Source organism: Corynebacterium phoceense, from assembly GCF_900092335.1.
Taxonomy (GTDB): domain Bacteria; phylum Actinomycetota; class Actinomycetes; order Mycobacteriales; family Mycobacteriaceae; genus Corynebacterium; species Corynebacterium phoceense.
On sequence record NZ_LT596208.1, the window covers coordinates 1651179 to 1673944 of the forward strand.

A 22766-nucleotide genomic window follows, 5' to 3' on the forward strand; every position below is an offset into this window, starting at 1 on the left:
TGAGGTACCGCACTCACCTGACACGAAGGAGAAAGACCCATGTACACCATCGGGGATTATCTGCTTGACCGTCTGTCCAGCGTCGGAGTAACCGAGCTCTTTGGCGTCCCAGGCGATTTCAACCTCAAGTTTTTGGATCACGTCGTCGATCACGCCACGGTCCGCTGGGTTGGCAATTCTAACGAACTCAATGCCGGCTACGCGGCAGACGGCTACGCCCGTCTCCGTGGGATCGGCGCGTTCCTCACCACGTTTGGCGTGGGCGAGCTCTCCGCCACGAATGCGCTCGCCGGTTCCTTCGCCGAGCACGTGCCCGTCATCCACATCGTCGGTGCCCCGCGCAAGGAGCTCCAGGCCTCCCGCGCCAAGATCCATCACACGCTGGGCGACGGGGACATCGGCAAGTTCTACCGCATCGACCGCGAGATTTCCTGCATCGCGGAGGACCTCAACGCCATGACTGCCCGTGCGCAGATCGATAACCTCATCGTCCAAGTCCTCTTCCAGCGCAAGCCCGGCGTCATTCACCTCGCCGCGGACGTCGCGGAGACTCCCACCGAGCCGCCCACCGGTCCCCTACCCCTTATCGAACAGCACGACTCGGAGGCCGCCGCCCGCGACTTCGAGCGCGACCTTCGCGCCTTCCTGCCCGGCCGCACGCTTGCCGTGCTTGCCGATGTCCTCGTGCACCGCTTCGGTGCCCAAGACCGGCTCGCAGATTTCCTCGAAAAGACCAAAGTCCCCGTCGCCACGCTGAGCTGGGGAAAGACCGTCGTCAACGAGGAGGAGACCAACTTCGCAGGCATCTACGCCGGCGCGGCTTCCTATGAGTCTTGCCGCCACACCATCGAAGATGCCACCGCGCTCGTGACCCTTGGCGTGGACTTCACCGACAACATCACGGCGGGCTTCACCACCAAGATCGAGCAGTCCCACCAGATCGACGTCCGCCGCGACACGGCGTTCATCGGCACGAATGCCTACACCCCGCTGAGCATGCACCGCGCCATCGATATCCTCGAGAAAGTCATTACAGACCTGAAACCGGAGTACATGCCCACCGGCGCGCCCGAGGCGGAGGCCGTCGCAGACTCTGCACAACTTACCCAGTCCCAGCTCTGGTGCGCACTGTCCGAGGCGCTCACCCCTGGCAACCTCGTCCTCGCCGAGCAGGGCACCTCCTTCTTCGGACTGGCCGCCCACCACTTCCCCAGCGACACGGTCTTTATCGGCCAGCCCATGTGGGGTTCCATCGGCTACACGCTGCCCGCCACCCTGGGGGCCGCACTCGCCGAGCCGCGCCGGCGGCCCGTCTTGCTCATCGGCGACGGCTCCGCGCAGCTCACCATCCAGGAAATCGGCCAGCTCATCCGCGAGCGCATCCCCGCCGTCATCCTGCTCGTCAATAACGATGGCTACTCCGTTGAGCGCGCCATCCATGGCGAGGACCAGTACTACAACGACATCCCCGCGTGGAATTGGTCGAAGGCCCTCGATTTCTTCGGCGCAGGCGACTTCGGCCTCACACTCAAGGCGGAAACGCTCGACGAGCTGGGTGCCGCCTTCGAGAAGACGAAGGCCCACCCCGGCCTCGTCTTCCTCGAGGTGCGCACGGGCAAGAAGGACTATCCCAAGCAGCTCGTGCGCGTCGCGGAGGCACTGGCCGCGAAATAGCTAAACCAGTGCAGTCACTCCACGCACGACCAGCACCGCGCCGGCCGCGAGGAAGAAGAGACCGGCGCCCAAGTCGATAAAGGGTGTTGCCACGAGCATCTTGCGGCGCACCGCCCGCGTGGACACCACGAAGCTCAGCACCAAGAAGAGTGCGAGCGAGCTCCACGCCAGCCCCAGGATCAGGGCGACGGATGTGCCCACGCTCGGATGCGCCGGCAACAGCGGTGCAACCAGCGCGGCGAGGAACAACACGATCTTCGGATTCGACAGATTCGTGGTGAGCCCCTGCACGAACGTGTGGCGCACCGTGCCCAGCGCGGCGGCGGCCTCCGCCAGACCCACTGGCGGCGAGGTGCGGTTCTCCCAGCCCGAGCGGACCAAACCCTGGCCCATCCAGAGGAGCCAGCCGCCGCCCACGATCTGCACGGCGTCGAGAATCTCCGGGAACGCCGTGAGCAGCGCCGCCGCACCCAGCACCGTGAGCGAGACCCACATGAGTACGCCCACCTGGATGCCGAAGGCCGCGGCCACCGCATGGCGACGCGAGCGCGTCGCCGTGCGCAGAATGAGGATGATGTCCGGGCCCGGCGACAGCGCGCCGAGCAGGTTGGCGACGATAACGGTGAGGTACGCGCTCAGGCTCACTGGGCGAAACGCTCCACGAGGTCGTCTCGACCGAACATGCGCGCCGTATCCACTGCCGTGGGCTGGCCCGCCAACGGGTCCGCGCCGTGCTCAACGAGCAGGTCAATAATCGCTTCTTCCTTCTTAAAGATGACGCCCGCCAGCGGCGACTGCCCGCGATCGTTCAGCAGATTCGGGTTCGCACCCGCCTCGAGCAGCGCGCGGGTGAGCTCCAGCTGTCCGTTGTAGGACGCGAGCATGAGGAAGGACTGGCCGTCCTGATTGACCAAGTCGACGTTGACGCCCTGCTTCACGTACTCGATAAGCGTAGGGTCGCCGTGGCGCGCCATATCAAAAAGCTTGGAGGCGAATTCTTCCACTGATTCTTCTGTGTTGTTTTCCACGGAGAATCAGTCTAGCCCGCCAGCTCCGCAATCCTGCGGACGGCCGCCTCCACCTCGTAGGCGGGATCGCCGCCCTGGCCCACTGTCGTCGCGGCGAGTTCTTCCACGATGATGACGGCCTTTGAGATGTTATCCCCGCTCCAGCCGCGCGCGACACGCATGCTGTTCTTCACCACGAAGGGATTGAGCCCCGTCTGCTTCGCCAACGTGAACTGATCGCCGCGCTGGTCATNTTGGCCAGCACCGAGACGAGCGAGACGCGCCCCGTCATCGCCGCAACCAACGGCAGCGTCGCGATATCCGCCGCCATCGCGACGGCCAGCGCCCGCGTCACGACGTCCGGCAGCCGCAGTGGGGCGAGCATTCGGTAGAGCGCCGGGAACAGCGCGATGAGCCCAGCAGTCGCGGCCATGGACAGTGCGAATCCAAAGTTCGTCGCGAGGTCTGGCCGGTAGAGCAACAAGAAGATCCCGCCTAAACACAGCGCGTGCGCTGGCTGCATGCGCGCCGAGTTCGCCACGGCGGCCAAGCCGACGAGACCGGTCACACTCGCGCGAAGCACGGACGGCTCCGGGCCCACCAACCCTACGAAGAACGCCATCGCCGAAAGCGCGAGCCCCACCTGCAACTTAGGACCGGCGCCGAGCAGCCGCGCCGCGACAAAGACCGTCGTCGTCACAATCGAGATATTGGACCCGCTCACCGCACTCAGATGTGACAACCCGGTGTCCGCATAGAGCTCGCTGTGCGACTGCAGCTCGGTGTCCCCCAGGACCATCGCCGGAATGAGATTCTGCCCCGCCGCCCCCGTATGTGCCGCGACCTTCGCGCGGAAATGTTCTTTCACCGCCCCCGCGAACGCCCACCAGCCCTCGGGCGGCGCATGCGCCGTGATGACGCCGTGCTCAACGACGACGCGCGTGCCATCCGGAAATCGCTCGTCGGTAAAGAGGGCGTCCACCGCGCCGGGCCGTGCGACCTCGAGGACTTTCCCGNTGGTACCGGCTGGGGCTCCCGCTGGTTCCACAGCAGGACCCCCGCGATGAGCACGAGGCCCGCCACGACGGCGGGGATGAGAGGCACGCGAAGGCGCGGGCGCGGATACTCGACGTTGAGCAGCTCTTCTTCCCCCGTCGGCGCCAGCAAGTCAGCCAGCCTCCCCGCGCCCGAACGCTGCGACGCATTCTGGCCCATGCGGCCCAGAATAAACTACTTCTGCGGAGGCTTCCACCCGAACGTCGTCTTATGCGCAGGCTTCGGGTCCGGCCCCTGCTCACAGCTAAAGACTACGGACACGCCCAGCGCGCCGGGGCCCGTGTGGACCGCCATGACGTCGCCTAGCGGCATGACCATAAACGTCGAGTCCGCTGGCAGCATCTGCTCAAGCAGCCCCCGCAGCGTCTCCGCCGCGGCCTCCGCCTCGTTGTGCTGGATGGCCACGAAGCACGGCTCACCCTGCGCGCGTTCCTGGATGAGCTCCGTGAGCTTGGTAAAGGCCTTGGTCTGCGTGCGCGTCTTGCCCACGAGCTCCAGCTTGCCGTTCTGGATCGCGAGAATGGGCTTCGTGGCCAGCAGCGCCGTGGACAGCACCATCGTGGCCGTGGAGATGCGCCCAGACTTGCGCAGCTCCTCCGTGGAGTGGACGTAGACCCACGTGCGCCCGCGGTCGAGCGTGTTCTGGGCCGCGTCGTAGCAGTCGTCGAGGCTCGCGCCGTCTTGCGCTAGGCGCGCCGCGGCCATCGCCGCAGCTCCCAGCACCATGCCTGCGGTCCCCGAGTCGATGACGCGCACGGTATCTGGGAAGACGCCCGAAGCCGTCACGGCCGCGGACCACGTGGAGGACAGCTCGCGCGACAGGTGCAAAGCCACTACCCCATCGTCGTGGGCGCGCTCCATCTGGCGGCCAAACGCCGCGGCGAGCTCCAACGCCGAGAGCCCCGAGGTCGAGGTCTCCGTTTGTCCGTCCTTGGCTTCGGACTCCATGACGTGGAGGTCGAGCACCGTGATATCGAGTTCCTCGCAGATGTCTGCCGGCAGACCCGCGGAGGAGTCAGTGACTACGCGTACGGCCACTAGATATCCGCCCCGCCGTCGCCGGATACGCGCGCGCCCATGTTCCAGCCGTCGAAGTACCACGTCGCCTCAGCGACGTTGGTCTCCGTAAAGCAGGCTGGTGCCAGCGGCGTCTCCGGATTAAACCGCGGCCGCGCGGTGAGCTGCGACCAGTGCGTATTCTTCAGGCCTGAGAGCATGCCAAACTGCGCGACATCAAGCCCCAGCAACTGGCAGGTGAGCGCCGAGATCGCGCCGCCGTGCGCCACGATGAGCACGGCATGGTCATTCCACTCGGGATAGGACTCCATGAGCTCGTCGATGACGGGACGTGCGCGGCGCGCGACGTCGACACGGGACTCGCCGCCCGGCGGTGCCCACGTGGGATCGTGGCGCCATATGGCGCGCGCACCGGGAAACTCCTCATCGATGTCTACAGAACGCCGGCCTTGCCAGTCGCCTAAGTTGGTCTCGCGCAAGCGGGCATCGGAAAGCACCGGCACGCCCAAGGCCTCGCCGATGACGCGCGCGGTCTCTGCGGCCCGGCGTAAGTCCGAAGCCAGGATGCGGGTGATGCCTTTGTCTGCGAGCAGACGTGCCGCCGCCTCGGCCTGCGTGTAGCCCAGCTCGGACAGTTCGGTGTCCAAGTGGCCTTGCATGCGCCCAGTGGCGTTATGGGTGGTCTGACCGTGGCGGATCAGAATGAGGCGGCGGGACATGATGGTTTAGTACTCTTCCTCGTCTTCCGGCGCGGGGCCAGCAAGCGGGATGTCCTCGATATCGGAGACTTCGCGGGTGTTAACCTCGTTGCTCCACTCGCCGGGACGCTCGGGCGTTTCAATGCCCTCGATGTCGATGAGCGGGCAGTCGTGGTAGAGACGGTCCAAGCCATAGTAGTCGCGCTCGCCCTCGCGCTGGACGTGGACCACGATGTGGCCGTAGTCGAGCAGCACCCAGCGGTTTTCGCGGTTACCCTCGCGGCGCTTGGGCTCAAAGCCTGCGGCGGTGAGTTCGTCTTCAACTTCCTCGACGATGGCGGCGACCTGGCGCTCCGTCTCCGCAGACGCGATGACAAAGACCTCGGTGATGGCAAGAACGTCAGAGACGTCAATGGCGGCGATGTTCTCGCCGAGCTTTTCATCCGCGGCCTTCGCAGCGATCTCCGCCATGCGGCGGGCGGTGTCCGTAATAGACAATTGTGTTCCTCTAATGGTCGTGAATTGGTTATTTCTAGTTTCCCACGGCCTGGCCATTTTTCCTAGTTCAGCACTAGTTAAGGCCCAGCACGCGGTTCTGGTTGGGAAGGTAGAGATGGTTCTTGGCCATATACTGCACGACCCCGTCCGGCACGAGGTACCACACCGGCTGGCCGGCCTTCGCGCGCGTGCGGCAATCCGTGGAGGAAATCGCCATGGCGGGGATATCAATGAGCGTAATTGTGGCGTCCGCCGGCAGCATGTCTTTCGTGAGCTCATAGCCCGGACGGGTCACGCCCACGAAGTGCGCGAGCTCAAGCATGAGCTCCCAGTCATGCCACGAGGTAATGGAGGCCAAGGCGTCCGCGCCCGTGATGAAGTAGAGCTCGGCACCCGGGAAGAGCTTGCCGATGTCCCGAAGCGTATCGAGCGTGTAGGTCTCGCCCTCCCTATCGATGTCCACGCGGGAGACGCGGAAGCGCGGGTTGGACGCCGTCGCAATGGTCGTCATGATGTAGCGGTGCTCCGCGTCCGTGACGCCGGTCTTTTGCCACGGCTGGCCGGTGGGCACGAAGATGACCTGCTCGAGATCGAAACGGTGAGCGACCTCGCTGGCCGCGACGAGGTGGCCATTGTGGATGGGATCAAAAGTGCCACCCATGATGCCAATGCGCTGTGCAGTCATGGATGGCATTGTAACCGCTGGGGGTAGCCGCCTAACGCGCCTGGTCGATCCAACGGCCGACGGCGTCTGCCACCTGGTTATCCCACTGGGACCACCACTGGAAGTAGCGGCCGTGGTTGCCGCCGTTGCCGCGCGAGGCCATGAGCGTGCCCACGGAGGTATCACACACGCCGTCCTGCGGCAGGCAGTAGTTGATGCGGTTCGGCGTGCCGGCCGCGGTCACCGTGTTGAGCGGGGTCCAACCCAGCGGGCCGCCCTCAGTGGCGGTGTTGCCCACCGTGGTGGGGTCGCCCTTGCGCGTCATGGGGTTGCCCATGTAGACCGCGCCGGCGAGCTGACCGCGAGCGGCGAGCTCCTTCTCGTGCTCGGCGAGGACCATCGCGCCCTGGGAGAAGCCCGTGAGGATGTACTTCGGGCGGCAGCCGGAGGCGCGCTCGTAGCCGTTGATGGCGTTCATAACACCCTTGCGGCCAGTCTGCACGGAGTAGTTGAACTGGTTGGCCGCGGAAATCGCTGTGTTCAACACCGGGGAGGCGTACTGCGCAAGGATGGCGATGACGTCTCCAATGCCCTGCGGCAGTCCCACATCCGGCACCGTGTAGGCCGGGTACGTCGCCGGGTAGTCCTGCGGCGTAAGCCCCAGGACGTAGACCGAATTCATGACAGACGCGCCGCCGTGCGTGGCCTGGTAGCGCGACTCCACCGTGCGCAACATGGCGCGGATGGTCTCGCCCTCCCAGCCGTTGGAAGCGTACGGCGCGCCAGCAGAGTACCACGTGGGGTAAATCTGGCTGTTTTGCCCGGAGCCGCGGGCCGCAACCACAACGACGGCCGGGCATACGTCTGCCTTCGCTTCCGGTACGTTGAGGGTCGCCGGAGCGGCAATGAGGGCGAGAGCAGCGGCTGCCGATGCCGCCAGAGAGCCAAACTTGGCTGAAATGTGTTTAAACACGGCGTGAAAACCTTCCCAGTATTTTCTTATTCGCTAGGACACCCTACTGGTTTGGAACTCTATGTGCACGTTGGACTTCCTGTGAATTTTTCACCCATCCGGCCAGCCTGTCAGCAAAGTACGCATCTGTGACGCGTGGGGTTTCAAAGTAACTAGCGTGCACTTCCATTTTGGTCTGCAGCGCGTCCACCGCGTTCGGCACCGTCGGTCGGCAGATAACGTCCCCGCCCAGACAGTAGTTCACCGACTTCGGCGAATGCCACGGCACCGGATTGCCCATGTACATCGCCCCCTTGACGCGGTCTCCCAGCTTCTGCTCCAGCGCCGTGCCGATGACGGCGCCCTGCGAGAAGCCGACCACGATATAGTCAGGATGGCACCCTGTCGCGGCCTCCCGGGCATGCAAGAAGCCCGGCGCGTTCCGCGCACCCCGCACCACCGAGTCAATCGCACCCACCGTCGTGCCATACGCAAGCTCCGGCAGCGGATGCTCCTCGAGCACGCTGCTCAGCCGCTCCGTGGTCTGGCTCGACGTAAGCCGCTCGCCGTCCTTGGCGAGCGGCGGCAGGTTCATCGCCGCCGGGTACGTGTGCTCGTCGAGCCCCAGCACCTCCGCGTCGTCGAAGAGTCCCGGGTGGCGCTCCTCCGCCAAGTGCAGCAGGCCCGCGATATTCGGCCCCTCGTAGCCGTTGGACATCCGCTCGCCATAGCGCGCGGGTCCCAGGAAATCCCCGTGCTCCGGGTCCTGGTCCGAGCCGCGCGCCGCGACAATGGTCACCGCAGGGCACACCTCGCTTGCCGATGCCCCCGGCACCGCTGCCGCTGCCGCGGCGGCGGAGAGCACGGATACTACCACCGCACAGCGCACGCGTTTCATCTACGGCCTCGTCTGTCCGGATCCCTGCAGGATCCACTTTGTCGAGGTGAGCTCCGGCAGCGCCATGGGCCCACGCGCGTGCAGCTTCTGCGTGGAAATACCAATCTCCGCGCCCATGCCGTAGACCTCGCCGTCCGTGAACGCCGTCGACGCGTTGAGCATAACCGCCGCCGCGTCGACCTCGTTGGCAAACTTCATGAGGACATCGGCGTCCTGCGCAGCGATGGCCTCCGTGTGGCCTGTCGAGAACCGCGCGATATGGGCAATCGCGCCATCGACGCCCTCGACGACCGCGGCGCAGATATCCAGCGACAGCGACTCGTTCGCCCACTCTTCCTCGGTCGCCTCGAGCGCATTCTTCACTCCGAAGCCCTCAAGCTCCGCCACGCGCCCGTGAATGGTCACGCCCGCATCTTGCAGCGCCGCGATGACGCGTAGCTTCTCCGCGTCCGGCAGCGCCGCGTCGAGGAGCACCGTCTCCGTGGAATTACACACGGACGGCCGGCGCGTCTTGCCATTGATGACCATCGCAATCGCCTTGTCCACATCCGCGCTCTTATCGACGTAGAAGTGGCAATTACCCGTGCCCGTCTCGATGGCCGGGACCGTCGCGTTCTCCACCACCGCGTTGATCAGCCGCGCCGAGCCGCGCGGGATGACCACATCGACAAGCCCACGCGCCGTGATGAGGTCGTGGACCGAGTCATGCGATTCGCACGGCAGCAGCTGCACTGCCTCGCGTGGAAGGTCGAAGTGCTCAAGGGTGTCCTGGAGGATCTCCACGAGCTGCTCGTTGGAGTTGCGTGCGGACTTAGATCCGCGCAGCAGCGGCACGTTGCCAGACTTGAGCGCAAGGCCAAAGGCATCCACCGTGACGTTCGGGCGGGCCTCGTAGACCATGCCCATGACGCCGAGCGGCACGCGCACCTGCTTCATCTGGATGCCGTTGTCCATGGTGTGGCCCCGCAGTACCTCCCCTACTGGGTCCTGCAGGGCGGCGACCTGGCGCAGGCCGCCGGCGATACCTTCGACGCGCGTGGCGTCAAGCGAGAGCCTGTCGATTAAAGAATCATTCATCCCGGCCGCGCGGCCAGCGGCGACGTCGCGCTCATTGGCCTCGAGGATCTCAGGGGTGCGGGCCACCAGGTTTTCAGCGGCGCGCAGAAGAATCTCATTCTTGCGCGGGGTAGAAAGCTGCGCGAACCGCGGCGCAACTTTCTTCGCCTGACGTGCCAGGTTTAGTACTTGGTCTCGTTCTTCATCGCGAGTGAGTTGGCTCATGAGGCTCAAGCTTACTGAAGTTAGCCTCGACAGGACAGACCATGGGCACGCCTTCGTCATCGATGACTCGAGCGCGGATGCCATAGACCTCACCCAACAGCTCGGTGTTCAGCACCTCTGCGGGCGTTCCATGGGCATGCACGCGGCCGCCGTGGAGAACCACGAGCTCATCGCAATAGCGCGCGGCCAGGTTGAGATCATGGATAGCTACCAACGCCACCGCCCCGCGGGAGACCTCCTTGCGCAAGGTATCCAGCAGATGCACCTGGTGGCGCAGGTCGAGCGCGGAGGTCGGCTCATCCAACAGCATTAGATCCGGCTCGCGGGCCAGCATCTGCGCCACGGCAACGAGCTGGCGCTGGCCGCCCGAGAGCTGGTGGACGTAGCGGTGCGCGAGATGCACGATGCCGAGCTTTTCGAGCGCCTCAACCGCCGATTCCAAGGCGTTGGCCGAGCCGCGCTTAGCGGAGATGACCACCGATTCAAAGGCGGTCAGGGAGGCGCTGGTCAAAAGGTCCTGCGGCACGTAGCCCACGGTGGCATCACCGGTATCGCACGTACCCGAAGTTAGTTTTTGGATGCCAGCGATGGTTTTGACCAAGGTGGACTTGCCCGCGGCATTCGGACCGATAAGGCCGACGATGGTGCCGGGGCCTGGTTCTGGGAGGTCAACGCCCTTTAGAACCTCCCGTTTACCAAAGTTCACGCATGCTTGTTCTACTTTCAGCACTTGATCCTCCTCTTGGTGAAGATGAGCAGCACGAAGAAAGGAACGCCAACAAGAGCGGTGATGATGCCGATGGGCACGGCAACGCCGGGGATGATGGTGATGGATACCGCGTGGGCACCCGCCAGCAGCATCGCGCCCGCTGCCATGGAGGCCGGAGCGAAGAAACGCTGATCCTCGCCCACCAGAAGGCGCGCCACATGTGGGCCAACCAAGCCGATGAAGCCAATGATTCCGGCGAAAGCAACGGCACTTGCGGCCAGCAAGGATGCCACCACGAGGGTGGAAACGCGCAGCCGCTGCACGTTGATGCCCAGCGCTGCCGCGCGCTCATCGCCCAGGCGCAGCGCCGTGAGCTTCCACGCGTTGAAGACGGTGAAGGGCACAGCGATGAGCAAGGTGGCGGCGATGATCAGGTTGGACACCCAGTTCGCGCGCTGCAGTGAGCCCATGGTCCAAAAGACGATCTGCTGCAGGGCCTCAGTCGAGGCGCTGTATTGCATCAGCGAAAGCAGCGCCTGGAAGAGGAATACCAGGGCGATGCCAAGCAGAATCATTGACTCCGCACTAGCGCCGCGCCACACCGCCGCACCTGCGACGATGGCCACAGCCACGAGAGCCGACAGCCAAGCGACGGCCGCGAGATTGAACTGCGGATTTCCCAGCACGGTCCAGCCCAACACGATGGAGGCCGCGCCACCGAAAGCCGCGGCGGCGGAAATACCCAAGGTGAAAGGCTCGGCCAAAGGGTTATCCAGAATGGTCTGCATGTGCGCGCCGGATAGCGCCAATGCGGCGCCGATGAGCACGGCCATAACCGACGCCGGTAGACGCAGGTTCCACAGGACCGTGCGGGTGGTTTCATCCACCTGGCCCGGTAAGAAAATGCCACGCAACATCTCCATCGGGGAAAGGTGAATCGGGCCGACCACCGTGGCGACAACGAAGGCCACGAAGGCCGCCAGCACCAGTCCACCGATGGTGAGTACCTTGCGTAAGTTATTGCTTCGGTACTCGGCGATTACCTGGTTGGTTTCGGTTTTCTGGTCAGTCTGCGAACGATCAGAAGAGGTCAAAAGTGCCATTTTCTAGTGCTTGTGTGCGTCTTTGGTGGTGAAGAAAACGCCGCTGTAGTCGATGGGCAGCCACTTGTCGTGGAAGTCAGCGAAGTCTTTTTCTGGGTCTAAGTCCTTGAAGGTTTCTGGGTGCATCCACACGGCAAACTGCTCCAGGGCGAAGACGTTGAAAGGCGAATCGTAGAACTGGTGGTAGACAGCATGGAAGTTGCCTTCCTTTGGGGCCTCAAGCTGATCAAAGCCCGGGGTCTTGAGCAGGCCTTCGAGGGTCTCCTGCGCCTTTTCTTCCTTGGCCGCGTAACCCATCTCCACGTGCGGCAGGACCTCCGGCTTTTCCGGGTTCTTGGCCCATGCGCCGCCGGTGGCGATGATGTGCTCTGGCTGCTCAGCAAGCACCTTTTCTGCGGTAAGGTCTCCAGACTCGGTGTCCAGCAGGCTATCGCCCAGGTTCTCACCGCCGGCGGCATTAACCAGGTCACCTAGGTTAGAGTCCTTGACCGTGGAGCAGCAATCCTTCAGGCCCGCTGCGCGCCAGACCAGGGTGCGCGGCTTATTGCCCGCCTTTTCCGCGCGAGACTTGATGTCATCTACCTTGCCGGTGTAGAACTTGTTGAACTCTGCGGCCTTGTCCTCGTGACCGAAGAGCTGGCCGAAGACCTCCATGGACTTCGGGGTGTTTTCCAATGGCTTCTGGCGGAAGTCGGTGAAGACGTATTTCAGGCCGGCCTGATCCATCTTGTCTAGGAAGCCGGTCTTTTCCGCACCCTTCTTGTGGTCGAGGGTCATGACCACGACGTCCGGCTTTTGCGCGAGCAGGTTTTCGACGGTTACGTCGCCCTTGGCGATGTTGCCGATAGTCGGCAGATCCTTGTACGCCGCATTGGTTTCGGCGAACTTGGACTCGAAGCTGGGTGCAGCCTCATGCAAGTCCTTGCCGAGTGCAACGACGTGCTCGAGCGGATCCTCGCGGTTGAGGATCGAGGTAGCAAACACGCCGCGGCCCTCGCCCAGAACGATACGCTCAGGCTGCTTGTCGAAGGTGACCTCGCGGCCGGCGACGTCAGTGATGGCCAAAGCAGTGTCCCCCGCGGCGCCGGTAGAGCCGGTGGACGCGGAGGTGTCTTCGCTGTTGCTGCACGCGCTCAACGCAGTCGCGGATGCGAGCATGGCCAGGGTGGCTGCCGCAATGCGGACGGAGTACTTGGGCACGTTGAAATGGGTCATGAAAGAGAATCCTTTGCTCACAGTCAATCCATAGATAAGTTAACTAAGGCTTAGCTAATTGGAATACGCTTGAGCATACAACCACTCGCATAGACCCGGAAATGGTCCCCCCGAGTTTGATTTAGGTCACTTTAAAGCTGAATAACATCCTCTTAAAGAAACCCACCCCCAACAGCATGGTTATCCGCGCTGGATGTCACGCGCGGCTATACCTCAAGCGCGCAGCCACTCCCCCCGCGGCCCCGCGGACCCCGCGGACTACTGCCCCAGCTCCTTGCGGCGCTCGGCTGCCAGACGTAGGCGCTCGGCCCTGTCTTTGTCACCTTTCTTTCTCAATTCCTTATAAAGTTCTTCGTCGTCGTCGGAGAGCTTGACCGCCTCCCTGACACCCCACGAGGCGAAACCTGCAATCGGTAAGCCAAGCCAAAAATAGTCCCAGTCGTCAAAGACGAAAAGACCCAGGAAGAAGAGGAACATCATCGCTGACCAAACGACGGCATCGATTCGGTGAACTAACCCTCCGCGGCGCTGCAGCCGGTCGAGCTCGGCCTGCGCTTCCGATTCCTTGAACCGAACGACCTCTACAATTGGATTGTCAGGAAGGTCATCAAAGAGGGAAGCAATCTCGCCGCGGGTACGCGCAACAGCCGCCTTTCCTATACGGTCTTCAAACTCGTTGATGTCGATGAGACCGTTAGCGCAGTGGGTGCTGAGGAGGTCTAGGGCATTGTGTGCGTAGGGTATTGTGCCGTTCGGCGTCCCCTACACGAATGTCTATGTTCATGCTTTTACACTTTAATATCCAGCGTTCGGATCCACACGGGTAGGAATTTCCTCGCCAGCCTCAAAGGCCGCGGCCACCTTTGCGGTGTGTGCTCCCAAGTGGCGGCGCACCGAGTTACGGGTATTGGCAATGTGCGGTGTAATGACCACCCGCGGGTCCTTCCACAACGGGTGATCATCCGGGAGCGGCTCCGGCTCAGTGACATCGAGCGCTGCGCCGGCAATCTCGCCAGAGTCCAGCGCTGCCAAAAGATCCTCGGTGCTGATGAGTGGGCCACGGCCCACGTTGACCACCACCGCGTGTTTCGGCATCTGGGCAAACACGTCTTTGTCGACCATGTGGTGGGTCTGCGGGGTAAGCGGCGCGATGAGCACAAAGTAGTCGGCCTCAGGCCAGACCTTGTCCACCTCGGAGATGGGATAGGTCTCATCCGCGCCTGGAACCGCGTTGCCGGACCGGTTTACGGCGATGATGCGCGGGCCAAAGCCAGAGAGCATCGTGATGAGCCGCTTGCCGATGCCGCCGGCGCCGATGATCGCCACAGTCTTGTCCTCGTGCAGGTAGGACTTGTGATCCTGCACCTCATCGTAGTTGGAGAAGGTGTCGTTGACATAGCGATGGGCATGCAGCTGCGCGAGCAGCAGCGCGATGGTGGATTCCGCCACGGTGTTATCGAATACGCCAGCGGCGTTGGACCAGGTTACGTCGGTCTCCTTCATGACGTCGAGCAGATGGTCTACGCCTGCAGACGGAATCTGCACGAAGTTGATGTTCTCCGGCAGTGGCAACGGGAAGTCCGAGCCGTCGCCGTTGTAGATGAGGAAGTCGGCATCGGAAAGCTCCGCGAGCTCATGGCCAGCTCCCCGCAAGGTCTCGATGGATTCTTCCCATTGTTCCGGCAACATGGCGTATTTCATGGTCTTCTCCTGAGGTTTCTCTGGCTTCTAGTGCCTAGATTCGGGAGGCATAGTTCGACAGGTAGTCGGCGTGGACAACGCTGCGGCGCTGGTATTTCGGCAGCTCCTCCATCTGCTTGCCCAGGATGCCCCGCAGCTCCGCGGAATCAAAACGTACTTCGCCGCGGCCGATGACCTCACCTTCCGGACCCATGATGTCGATGATCTCGCCCGCGTGGAACTCGCCAATGACCTCAGTAATGCCGACGGCGAGCAACGAGTTGCCGCCCGCGGTCACGGCCTTGACCGCGCCGGCGTCGAGACGCACGGCGCCGCCGGTATCGGCGCAGTAGAGGGCCCAGAACTTCCAAGCGGAGAGCCTGCGTTCCTCGCGGGTATGGAAAACGGTGCCCACCGAGGCATCGGCAAGCGCGGCGTCGATATTGTCGGCCGAGGTGAGCAGGACGGGAATGCCGCCGCGAGTGGCCAGACGCGCAGCGGAGACCTTCGTGGCCATGCCGCCGGTGCCCACGCGGCCGCCGTCGCCGGCCGTCACGCCGTTGAGGTCTTTGCCCGTGCGGACCTCCTCGATAAAGCGGGCGCCGGGCTCGGATGGGTTCTTGTCGTAGAGGCCATCGACGTCGGAGAAGAGAAAGAGCGCATCCGCGCCCACGAGGTTGGCGACGAGCGCGGAGAGGCGATCGTTGTCGCCGAAGTGCATCTCGGAGGTGGCGACGGTGTCGTTCTCGTTGACGATGGGCACGGTACGCAGTTGGCGCAGGCGCTCGAGGGTGCGCTGGGCGTTGCGGGCACGGTCGCGGGCGCCAATATCGGAGGCAGTGAGCAAGACCTGCGCGACGGAACGGTTGTAGCGGGCGAAAGACACGCCCCACTCGTAGGCAAGGTGAATCTGGCCGACGGCGGCCGCGGCCTGCTTGGTCGCGAGATCGCTGGGGCGCTTCTGCAAGCCCAGCGGCCCCATGCCCGCGGCGACGGCGCCGGAGGAGACCAGAATGATGTCCGAAGTGCCCATGCGCGTCGCGATGGCGTCGACGATGTGGTTGATCTTCTCCGTCGAGGTGATGAAGCTGTCCTCCTTAGTGAGGGAAGAGCTGCCGATCTTCACCACAATTCGCTTCGCTCGGCTCAGTTCCTCACGCAGCGGCGACTGCAATGGCCCACGCGGTGCATGGTGCTCCGGCACGATGGGTTCGCCGTCGAAGGGGCTTAAGGGAAGCGGATAGCTCATGAAGCGAAATCATACCTCTTCCGCTCAGGCGCCCCTATGCTCGGCGGGCAAGAGGGCACGTTATCCTTGCCAGCGGTCTTTGTTTGCCTGCTCGCGGGTGACCTCTGCGTCGTTGCCAAAGTCGTATTCGTCGATAAGACCACGGCGTGCCTGCGAGGCGCGCTTACGCTCTGCGGCGGAGACACGATCGGTGCCCAGCAGACGGCCGTCGAAGCCGCGGCCGGCATTGGTCGCCTTGCCGCCGGTCATCGGCTCCCACTCGAAGGTAATGCCGCCGATAGTGACGGGGCAGCCTTCCACCGCACCCTGGTCGCGCAGCTCGTCCTCCACGCCGGCCTTGGCCAGGCGGTCGGCGAGGTAGCCCACGGCCTCGTCGTTTTCGAAGTCGGTCTGAACAATCCAGCGGTCGATCTTCTCGCCCTCGACGATGAAGCCGCCATCGATCTCCGGATCCTTGCGCACCGTGAAGTCCGCAAAGCGGCCCTTCTTCGCCGACTTCGGACGAATGATGGTGTGTTCCTTGTCTACCTTGACTTTGGGCTGAGACTTACGGTGTTGCTGCACCATTTCCAGGAGCTTGTACTTGAGCGGGTCCAGGCCCGTGTGCGCCACGGCGGAGATGATGAAGACGGGCCAGCCAAATTGCTTCTCAATGTCTTCCTTGAGGAACTCGGCAAGCTCCAGAGCCTCCGGGATATCCGCCTTGTTGAGGATGACAATGCGCGGGCGCTCGCGCAGGTCGCCCAGGCCGGTGTCCTGTTCCAGCAGATCCTGGTAGTTGGACAGTTCCTTCTCCAAGGCCTCGATATCGGAGATGGGGTCGCGGCCCGGCTCCAGCGTCGCGACGTCGACGACGTGCGCGAGCACCGCGGTGCGCTCGATGTGGCGCAGGAAGTCGAGGCCCAAACCCTTGCCCTCGGCGGCGCCCGGGATAAGGCCCGGAACGTCGGCGATGGTGAAGGACTCGTAGCCCATATCGACCACGCCGAGGTTTGGCTGCAGCGTGGTAAATGGGTAGTCGCCAATCTTCGGCTTCGCGGCAGAGAGCACGGAAATCAGGGAGGACTTGCCCGCAGACGGGAAGCCCACGAGTCCGACGTCGGCCATGGACTTAAGCTCGAGCACGAGGTCGTGCGCCTCGCCCGGCTCGCCCTGCAGCGCGAAGCCCGGGGCCTTGCGCTGCGCGGAGGCCAGCGCCGCGTTGCCCAGGCCACCAAAGCCGCCCTCGGCCGCGATGAAACGGGTGCCCGGCACCGTGAGGTCGGCGAGCATCTCCCCCTTCTCGTTGTAGACCACCGTGCCGGCTGGGATTTCCAGGATGAGGTCCTCGCCGCGCGCACCATTGCGCCAGTCGCCCGCGCCATTCGCGCCACGGCCAGCCTTGATGTGGGGACGGTAGTGGAAGTCCATGAGCGTGTGGATCTGCGAGGAGACCTCGAGCACAATATCGCCGCCGTGGCCACCATTGCCGCCGTCGGGGCCGCCGAGGGGCTTGAACTTCTCGCGGTGGACGGACGAACAGCCGTGTCCGCCGTCGCCCGCCTGCAGGTGGAGCACCACGCGGTCAATAAAGCGTGCCATGGAAATCCTTCCGGAATTAAAAATCGAAGAAAACTAGACGCCAGTCTAGTGGAGATAAACAAAGACCCGAGCCTCCCATTTAAGCGGGAGCCCCGGGCCTTGAAAGCGTGAACGCTTAGGCAGAAGCCTCAGCAGCGGCCTGCTCGGCCGGCACGATGTTCACAATGCGACGGTTGCGCTTGATGCCGAACTGGACGGAGCCAGCCTCGAGAGCGAACAGCGTGTCGTCGCCACCGCGGCCGACGTTCTCGCCCGGGTGGAACTTGGTGCCGCGCTGGCGAACGAGGATCTCGCCGGCCTTCACCTGCTGACCACCGAAGCGCTTAACGCCGAGGTACTGCGGGTTGGAATCGCGACCGTTGCTGGAGCTGGAAGCACCCTTCTTGTGTGCCATGTGGTTTCCCTCCTTTAAGGGTATAAAAGCCGGTTGAGGCTTACTTGATACCGGTGATCTTCAGGGTGGTTACCGGCTGGCGGTGACCCTGACGCTTCTTGTATCCGGTCTTGTTCTTGTACTTGAGGATGTCGATCTTCGGGCCCTTGCCCTGCTCGACGATCTCTGCAGAGACGGAGACCTTCTCCAGGTCAGCGGCCTTTGCCTTGACGGTTGCGCCATCGACGAGCAGAACCGGGGTGAGAGCCACGGACGAACCCGGCTCACCCTCGATCTTCTCGACCTTGACGAGGTCACCTTCAGCAACCTTGTACTGCTTGCCGCCGGTCTTGACGATCGCGTACATAGAGGGCTACCCCTTATCTAAACTCGGCTCAGGACCCGGTCGGGCCCTGAATGGACATTAAAATTACATTGCGTTTGAGGCTCTCGCGCGCACGGTGATGCAGCGCTTGACTCAAGCCTAAACAGCGACTGTCAAAGACTACCCCGTACACCGCCTAAATTACAAACCGCGGTTGCGACGCGCCGCACGCCTCCGGCCACGCGAGCCTTCGGCAGCCTGAGGTTCGCTCGTCTTCACGAAGCGCTTCACAGCGCGCCGGCGTCCGCGCGAGCTTGCCGATGCCCTCTTCTCCTCCGTCGACTGCTTCTCCACCGTCTCCTTACGCTGCGCTTCTGGCTGGGCTTGTGCCTGCCTGCGCGTGGCGCGGCGCACCGCACGGCGACGCCCACGCGAGCTCACGGTACGGATCTCGGCCGGGGACTCCTGCTCAGGCTGCTGCAAGGGGACATCGGAAGGCTCCGGCGCACGCTGGAAGTCCTCGCGGCGGGGCCTGCGGTCCGAACGCGAGTTGCCGCGGGTGCGGCGCTTACGACGCGGTGAGGCCTCGAACTCGGCGACGGCCTCCTCGTAGGTCTTTTCTGGATTCGTCTCCGCTTTCGCAGAGACGTGTTCTTCGTCCGGGATATGCGACTGGAATTCCTGGACATCGTCGAGCTCCTCGGCATGCTCGGCGGCCGCGTAGGCGATCTCTGCGGCGTCGACCTCCTGCTTCTGCTCCTCGCGCTTGTCGCGGCCGCGGTTGCTGCCGCGCGAGCCACGGCGACGGCGACGCTGGGGCTTGCGCTCCTCGTGGTCATCTTCCTGCGCGTCATGGCCGCCCGCAACGACGGAGGCCGCGAGGTCCTCGAGCGAAGGCTTGTCCTCGCGCTTGTTCTCGTGCTCGTCGTCGCGCTGCTCGTTCTTGTGCTCGACATGCATGGCCTTGGCGGCCGGGTGGTCCGGCTTCGCGGGGCGCTTGCGCTTGCTGCGGCCGTGGTGGTGCTCCGGCTCGGACTCGTCCACGGGGTATTCGTGGATGATAAGCCCGCGGCCGTGGCAGGCCTCGCACTCGGTGGAGAAGGTCTCGATAAGGCCGGTCCCCAGGCGCTTGCGCGTCATCTGGACGAGGCCCAGCGAGGTGACCTCAGAGACCTGATGGCGCGTGCGGTCGCGGCCCAGAGCCTCCTTGAGGCGGCGCAGGACTAAGTCCTGGTTTTCCGGCAGGACCATATCAATGAAGTCGACGACGATCATGCCGCCCATGTCGCGCAGACGCATCTGGCGCACGATTTCCTCGGCAGCCTCCAGGTTGTTGCGCGTCACTGTCTCCTCAAGGTTGCCGCCCGAGCCGGTGAACTTACCGGTGTTGACGTCGATGACGGTCATGGCCTCGGTGCGGTCAATGACGAGCGTGCCGCCCGACGGCAGCCAGACTTTGCGGCTGAGCGCCTTGTGGAGCTGCTCGTCGATGCGGAAGGTCTCAAACGCGTCTGCCCCGCCGTGCTCACGGCGGTCGAAACGCTCCACGCGGTCCGCGAGATCCGGCGCCACGGACTGCACGTAGTGATCCACCGTGTTGTAGGAACGGCGGCCGTCGACGACGAGGTGGCTGAAATCTTCGTTGAAGAGGTCGCGCACGACCTTGACGAGCAGGTCCGGCTCCTCGTAGAGCGTGACCGGCTTGGCGCCCTTGGAATTCTTTTCTTTATTCGCACGCTCGGTAATGTCCTCCCACAGCGTGTGCAGACGACGCACGTCCGTGCCGATGGCTTCCTCGGAGACATTCTCTGCGGCCGTGCGGATGATTGCGCCGCCATCATCCGGCACGACGCGGTTCAAGATCTCCTTGAGACGCTTGCGCTCCGGGACTGGCAGTTTGCGGGAGATACCCGCATTGCGGCCACCCGGCACGTAGACGAGGTAGCGGCCGGCGAGCGAAATCTGCGTGGTCAGTCGCGCGCCCTTCGCGCCGACCGGGTCCTTGGCGACCTGCACCAGAATCTGGTCACCCGATTTGAGCGCGTGCTCGATCTTGCGTTGGCGGCCGCCCAGGCCCGTGCGGCGCCAATCGACCTCGCCGGCATAAAGCACGCCGTTGCGGCCCTGTCCGATGTCGACGAACGCAGCTTCCATGGACGGCAGCACGTTCTGCACGCGGCCCAAGTAGATATTGCCGATCATCGACGCCTGCGACTCCGAGGTCACAAAGTGCTCGACGAGCAGGCCGTCTTCAAGCACGCCCACCTGGGTCACGGTGCCGTGGCCGTCCGTACGCTCCTTGTCGCGCACGACCATGGTGCGCTCCACCGACTCGCGGCGCGCGAGGAACTCCGCCTGGCTCACGATGTGCTTACGCTCGCGGCCCTTCTCACGCATCTCACGGCGGCGACGCTTCTGCGCCTCGATACGCGTCGAACCGCGAATGGCGCGCGGCTCTTCGATGCGCTCAGGCTCGTCGTGGTGGTCCTGCTTGTCGTGCTGCTTCGAGCTGTGCTCATTCTCGTGTGGCTGCTGCTCGTGCTGCTGGCGCTCCTGCTGCGGGTCCTGCTTCTGGGACGTGCGCTTCACAGCGCGACGGCGCCCGCGGCGCGGGGTGGGTGCCATGAAGACCGGCGCATAGTCGACCGACGTGTCCGTCTCAGGCTTCGGGGTGATAGGCGCGAAGTCCTCGTCGAAGTCTTCGCCGGCTTCCACCAGCGCCTCGTGCAGCTGCTCGACGTCTGGCTCGTGGGACTGGTCGTGCTCCTGCTCTGCGGCGTCCTCGGTGGTGTTTTCAGCGGCGTCGTCGAGCCCTTCTTCCAGCTCGGCCTCAACCTTCTCCTCAATCTGGGAGATCTCGTTCGCCACGTTCTTGCGCACGCGCTCGCGCAGCATGGCGTCTTCAGCGTTCTCTGCGCCCTCGGCGCTCTCCTGCTTCGGCTCCTCGTGAGCCTGGGCCTGATCAGACTTCTTCGTGCGCTTCGTAGCGCGGCGACGCGACTTCTTCGGCTTCTCCTCCGGAGTCTCGACCTGCACCGTGGCGAGTTCGGCCTTCTCTTCCTCGAGCTCTGCCTCGACCTTGGTCTCAATCTGGGAGATCTCATTCTCGACGTTCTTCCGCACGTGCTCGCGCAGCTTCTCGTCTTCGGCGTCCGCCGGCTGCTCGGTCTCGGCTGCCTCGGCAGCAGGCTGCGCTTCGGTCTTCTTCGTGGCAGCTTTGCGCGTTGCCTTACGGGAGGACTTCTTCGTCGCGCGCTTCTTCGGCTTCTCTTCGGCTGCCGGTGCGACGGTCTCATCGACGGCGGGCTCAGCAGTCTCCGGCTCGGCCTTCTCTGCCTTCTTAGCGGCCTTCTTCTGGGTCTTCTTCGGCGCCTTCTCGGCGGAGGTCTTGGCAGCCTTCTTCGCAGCCTTCTTCTTGGGCCTGTCTTCAGCCTTCTCCTCGGCCTTCTTTTCGGCGGCGGGAGCGCCTGCCTGAGCGACAATCGCATCGAGAGCCGCGGCAACCTCATCCGGGCTCAGCGAGGACTGGGCGGCCTTCTTCACGCCCTGCTCGGCGAAGACGCTCACGAGGGCGCTGGACGGCAGAGCAATCTGCTTGGCCAAAGCATAAAGGCGGGTCTTCGGACCGAACTGCGTGCGGTCGAGCTTCGCGATGAGCTTCGCCGCGGCGCTAAGCGAGCCGGTGTCTTGTGTAGTTGTCTTAGAGTTCTTCGGTGCAGCCACGTCTGCTACTCACTTACCTTTTCTCTTGTCGCTCCCCGGGCGCGCACTTAACGGTGCAGCAGCCACACGAGGCAGCGGTGTGTATGAAAGCTTGTCGACGCTTCTCATTCTGTGAGAAGTATCGTGCCTCCCATTCTGGCACACCCGGCGCACCCTCGTCCGCGCGCGGACACGAAAACGCCAAAAGCCCAGGCACATGGCCTGGGCTGTGTACTTCGGTGTAGTGGAGTACGGCTTAGAGGTTCGGGAACCAGATAGCGATCTCGCGCTCTGCGGACTCCGGGGAGTCAGAACCGTGGACGACGTTCTCGCCAACGGTGAGGGCGAAGTCGCCGCGGATGGTGCCCGGGGTGGCCTTGGAGACCGGGTCGGTGCCGCCAGCCAGCTGACGCCATGCCTCGATGGCACGCTCGCCCTCGACAACGCCAGCAACCAGCGGAGCAGAGGTGATGAACTCGACCAGCTCGCCGAAGAACGGCTTGTCTGCGTGCTCGGCGTAGTGCTTCTCCGCGGTCTCGCGGTCAGCAACGCGCAGGTCCATAGCGGTGAGCTTGAGCCCCTTGCGCTCGATGCGGGAGATGATCTCGCCGATGTGGCCGTTGGCAACGCCGTCCGGCTTGATAAGAATGAGGGTACGTTCAGTCATGCGGAACATAGTACATGACGCCCCGCTTCCGCGCGCACGTTATCGGCCTTGCGCGAGCGAGTGCACAACCGCCTCCGCTTCTTCTTCGCTGGTGCCCCGGAACCACAGGCGTACCTGCCCCACTGCGACGCCGAATTGACCGTTGTCGAGCAGCCGCTCCAGCTCGGCCGTTTGCTCCTCGTTGAGGACCTTCTCCTGGCTCTCGATGACCCTCCCCTGGTACACGAGCCCGATGACGAGCGCGAGGGCAGCGAGGACCATGCACACCACGGCGACGAGGCGCGGCGCACCAAAAAGTTGGCTGCCTATCGCCGCAAGGCAAAAGAATGCAGAGAAAGCGAAGAGAACGTAGCGCATGCGCACCAGCATAACGAGGCCGCGCAGCGCATTCCGGTTTACCCCCAAAAGTATAGATAT

24 protein-coding genes and 1 pseudogene are annotated in these 22766 nt (G+C 63.8%); 1 reads left to right on the forward strand and 24 read right to left on the reverse strand.

The window, feature by feature from the left end; translation table 11 throughout:
- Positions 1 to 39: 39 nt before the first annotated feature.
- A complete protein-coding gene (locus BN9444_RS12020; protein ID WP_068801999.1) occupies positions 40 to 1674 on the forward strand; it encodes an alpha-keto acid decarboxylase family protein in 1635 nt (544 codons plus the stop codon).
- Here BN9444_RS12020 and BN9444_RS12025 read toward each other — a convergent pair whose 3' ends face one another.
- The 24 genes and pseudogenes from BN9444_RS12025 to BN9444_RS12130 all read right to left on the reverse strand — a co-directional run bounded on the left by BN9444_RS12025 (position 1675) and on the right by BN9444_RS12130 (position 22706).
- On the reverse strand, positions 1675 to 2319 hold the full coding sequence (locus BN9444_RS12025; protein ID WP_066492478.1) for a LysE family translocator: 645 nt from the start codon (positions 2317 to 2319) through the stop codon (positions 1675 to 1677).
- On the reverse strand, positions 2316 to 2648 hold the full coding sequence (locus BN9444_RS12030) for an ankyrin repeat domain-containing protein (protein ID WP_066492529.1): 333 nt from the start codon (positions 2646 to 2648) through the stop codon (positions 2316 to 2318). Before BN9444_RS12030 ends, BN9444_RS12025 begins: the two co-directional genes overlap by 4 nt.
- A 65-nt stretch (positions 2649 to 2713) precedes the next feature.
- Entirely contained in the window at positions 2714 to 2863 is a 150-nt protein-coding gene (locus tag BN9444_RS14560) for a hypothetical protein (RefSeq protein ID WP_154666918.1), read from the reverse strand.
- 8 nt (positions 2864 to 2871) lie between these two features.
- Positions 2872 to 3480 carry a ComEC/Rec2 family competence protein gene (locus BN9444_RS12035; RefSeq protein ID WP_141681594.1) on the reverse strand — a complete coding sequence of 203 codons (609 nt, stop codon included), beginning with the start codon at positions 3478 to 3480 and terminating at the stop codon, positions 2872 to 2874.
- A 431-nt stretch (positions 3481 to 3911) separates the two neighbouring features.
- Entirely contained in the window at positions 3912 to 4775 is an 864-nt protein-coding gene (locus tag BN9444_RS12040) for a DegV family protein (RefSeq protein ID WP_066492489.1), read from the reverse strand.
- Positions 4775 to 5473 carry a histidine phosphatase family protein gene (locus tag BN9444_RS12045; protein WP_068802001.1) on the reverse strand — a complete coding sequence of 233 codons (699 nt, stop codon included), beginning with the start codon at positions 5471 to 5473 and terminating at the stop codon, positions 4775 to 4777. The genes BN9444_RS12040 and BN9444_RS12045 overlap by 1 nt, the downstream gene beginning before the upstream one ends.
- A gap of 6 nt (positions 5474 to 5479) precedes the next feature.
- Positions 5480 to 5950 (reverse strand): ribosome silencing factor, encoded by a 471-nt coding sequence (gene rsfS / locus BN9444_RS12050; RefSeq protein WP_066492492.1) that lies wholly within the window; start codon positions 5948 to 5950, stop codon positions 5480 to 5482.
- 73 nt (positions 5951 to 6023) lie between these two features.
- Positions 6024 to 6635, reverse strand: a complete 612-nt coding sequence (nadD, locus tag BN9444_RS12055; protein WP_066492495.1) for a nicotinate-nucleotide adenylyltransferase — start codon at positions 6633 to 6635, stop codon at positions 6024 to 6026.
- Positions 6636 to 6666: 31 nt separating this feature from the next.
- Positions 6667 to 7587 (reverse strand): cutinase family protein, encoded by a 921-nt coding sequence (locus BN9444_RS12060; RefSeq protein ID WP_066492499.1) that lies wholly within the window; start codon positions 7585 to 7587, stop codon positions 6667 to 6669.
- A 43-nt stretch (positions 7588 to 7630) separates the two neighbouring features.
- Positions 7631 to 8464 carry an alpha/beta hydrolase family protein gene (locus BN9444_RS12065; RefSeq protein WP_066492500.1) on the reverse strand — a complete coding sequence of 278 codons (834 nt, stop codon included), beginning with the start codon at positions 8462 to 8464 and terminating at the stop codon, positions 7631 to 7633.
- Complete coding sequence (locus BN9444_RS12070) at positions 8465 to 9745, reverse strand: glutamate-5-semialdehyde dehydrogenase (RefSeq protein WP_066492502.1); 1281 nt, start codon at positions 9743 to 9745, stop codon at positions 8465 to 8467.
- Positions 9723 to 10475 (reverse strand): ABC transporter ATP-binding protein, encoded by a 753-nt coding sequence (locus tag BN9444_RS12075; protein WP_046646211.1) that lies wholly within the window; start codon positions 10473 to 10475, stop codon positions 9723 to 9725. The genes BN9444_RS12070 and BN9444_RS12075 overlap by 23 nt, the downstream gene beginning before the upstream one ends.
- Positions 10469 to 11557: a FecCD family ABC transporter permease gene (locus BN9444_RS12080; protein WP_005528313.1), complete on the reverse strand. Its 1089-nt coding sequence runs from the start codon at positions 11555 to 11557 to the stop codon at positions 10469 to 10471. Before BN9444_RS12080 ends, BN9444_RS12075 begins: the two co-directional genes overlap by 7 nt.
- 3 nt (positions 11558 to 11560) lie before the next feature.
- Positions 11561 to 12772, reverse strand: a complete 1212-nt coding sequence (locus tag BN9444_RS12085; protein WP_066511386.1) for an ABC transporter substrate-binding protein — start codon at positions 12770 to 12772, stop codon at positions 11561 to 11563.
- 258 nt (positions 12773 to 13030) lie between these two features.
- Positions 13031 to 13252 (reverse strand): hypothetical protein, encoded by a 222-nt coding sequence (locus tag BN9444_RS15240; protein WP_230384159.1) that lies wholly within the window; start codon positions 13250 to 13252, stop codon positions 13031 to 13033.
- A 177-nt stretch (positions 13253 to 13429) separates the two neighbouring features.
- Positions 13430 to 13516, reverse strand: a pseudogene (locus BN9444_RS15500) (hypothetical protein); the annotation flags it as partial.
- A 51-nt stretch (positions 13517 to 13567) separates the two neighbouring features.
- Positions 13568 to 14473: a D-isomer specific 2-hydroxyacid dehydrogenase family protein gene (locus BN9444_RS12095; protein WP_068802002.1), complete on the reverse strand. Its 906-nt coding sequence runs from the start codon at positions 14471 to 14473 to the stop codon at positions 13568 to 13570.
- A gap of 34 nt (positions 14474 to 14507) precedes the next feature.
- Positions 14508 to 15701 carry a glutamate 5-kinase gene (gene proB, locus BN9444_RS12100; RefSeq protein ID WP_084759311.1) on the reverse strand — a complete coding sequence of 398 codons (1194 nt, stop codon included), beginning with the start codon at positions 15699 to 15701 and terminating at the stop codon, positions 14508 to 14510.
- Positions 15702 to 15761: 60 nt separating this feature from the next.
- Entirely contained in the window at positions 15762 to 17282 is a 1521-nt protein-coding gene (obgE, locus tag BN9444_RS12105) for a GTPase ObgE (protein WP_068802003.1), read from the reverse strand.
- Between the two features lie 115 nt (positions 17283 to 17397).
- On the reverse strand, positions 17398 to 17676 hold the full coding sequence (gene rpmA, locus BN9444_RS12110) for a 50S ribosomal protein L27 (protein WP_066492511.1): 279 nt from the start codon (positions 17674 to 17676) through the stop codon (positions 17398 to 17400).
- Between the two features lie 40 nt (positions 17677 to 17716).
- On the reverse strand, positions 17717 to 18022 hold the full coding sequence (rplU, locus tag BN9444_RS12115) for a 50S ribosomal protein L21 (RefSeq protein ID WP_066492512.1): 306 nt from the start codon (positions 18020 to 18022) through the stop codon (positions 17717 to 17719).
- 159 nt (positions 18023 to 18181) lie between these two features.
- On the reverse strand, positions 18182 to 21703 hold the full coding sequence (locus tag BN9444_RS12120; protein WP_068802004.1) for an Rne/Rng family ribonuclease: 3522 nt from the start codon (positions 21701 to 21703) through the stop codon (positions 18182 to 18184).
- A 235-nt stretch (positions 21704 to 21938) separates the two neighbouring features.
- Complete coding sequence (ndk, locus tag BN9444_RS12125) at positions 21939 to 22349, reverse strand: nucleoside-diphosphate kinase (RefSeq protein ID WP_066492532.1); 411 nt, start codon at positions 22347 to 22349, stop codon at positions 21939 to 21941.
- Positions 22350 to 22388: 39 nt separating this feature from the next.
- Positions 22389 to 22706, reverse strand: a complete 318-nt coding sequence (locus tag BN9444_RS12130; RefSeq protein WP_068802209.1) for a hypothetical protein — start codon at positions 22704 to 22706, stop codon at positions 22389 to 22391.
- Between the last annotated feature and the right edge of the window lie 60 nt (positions 22707 to 22766).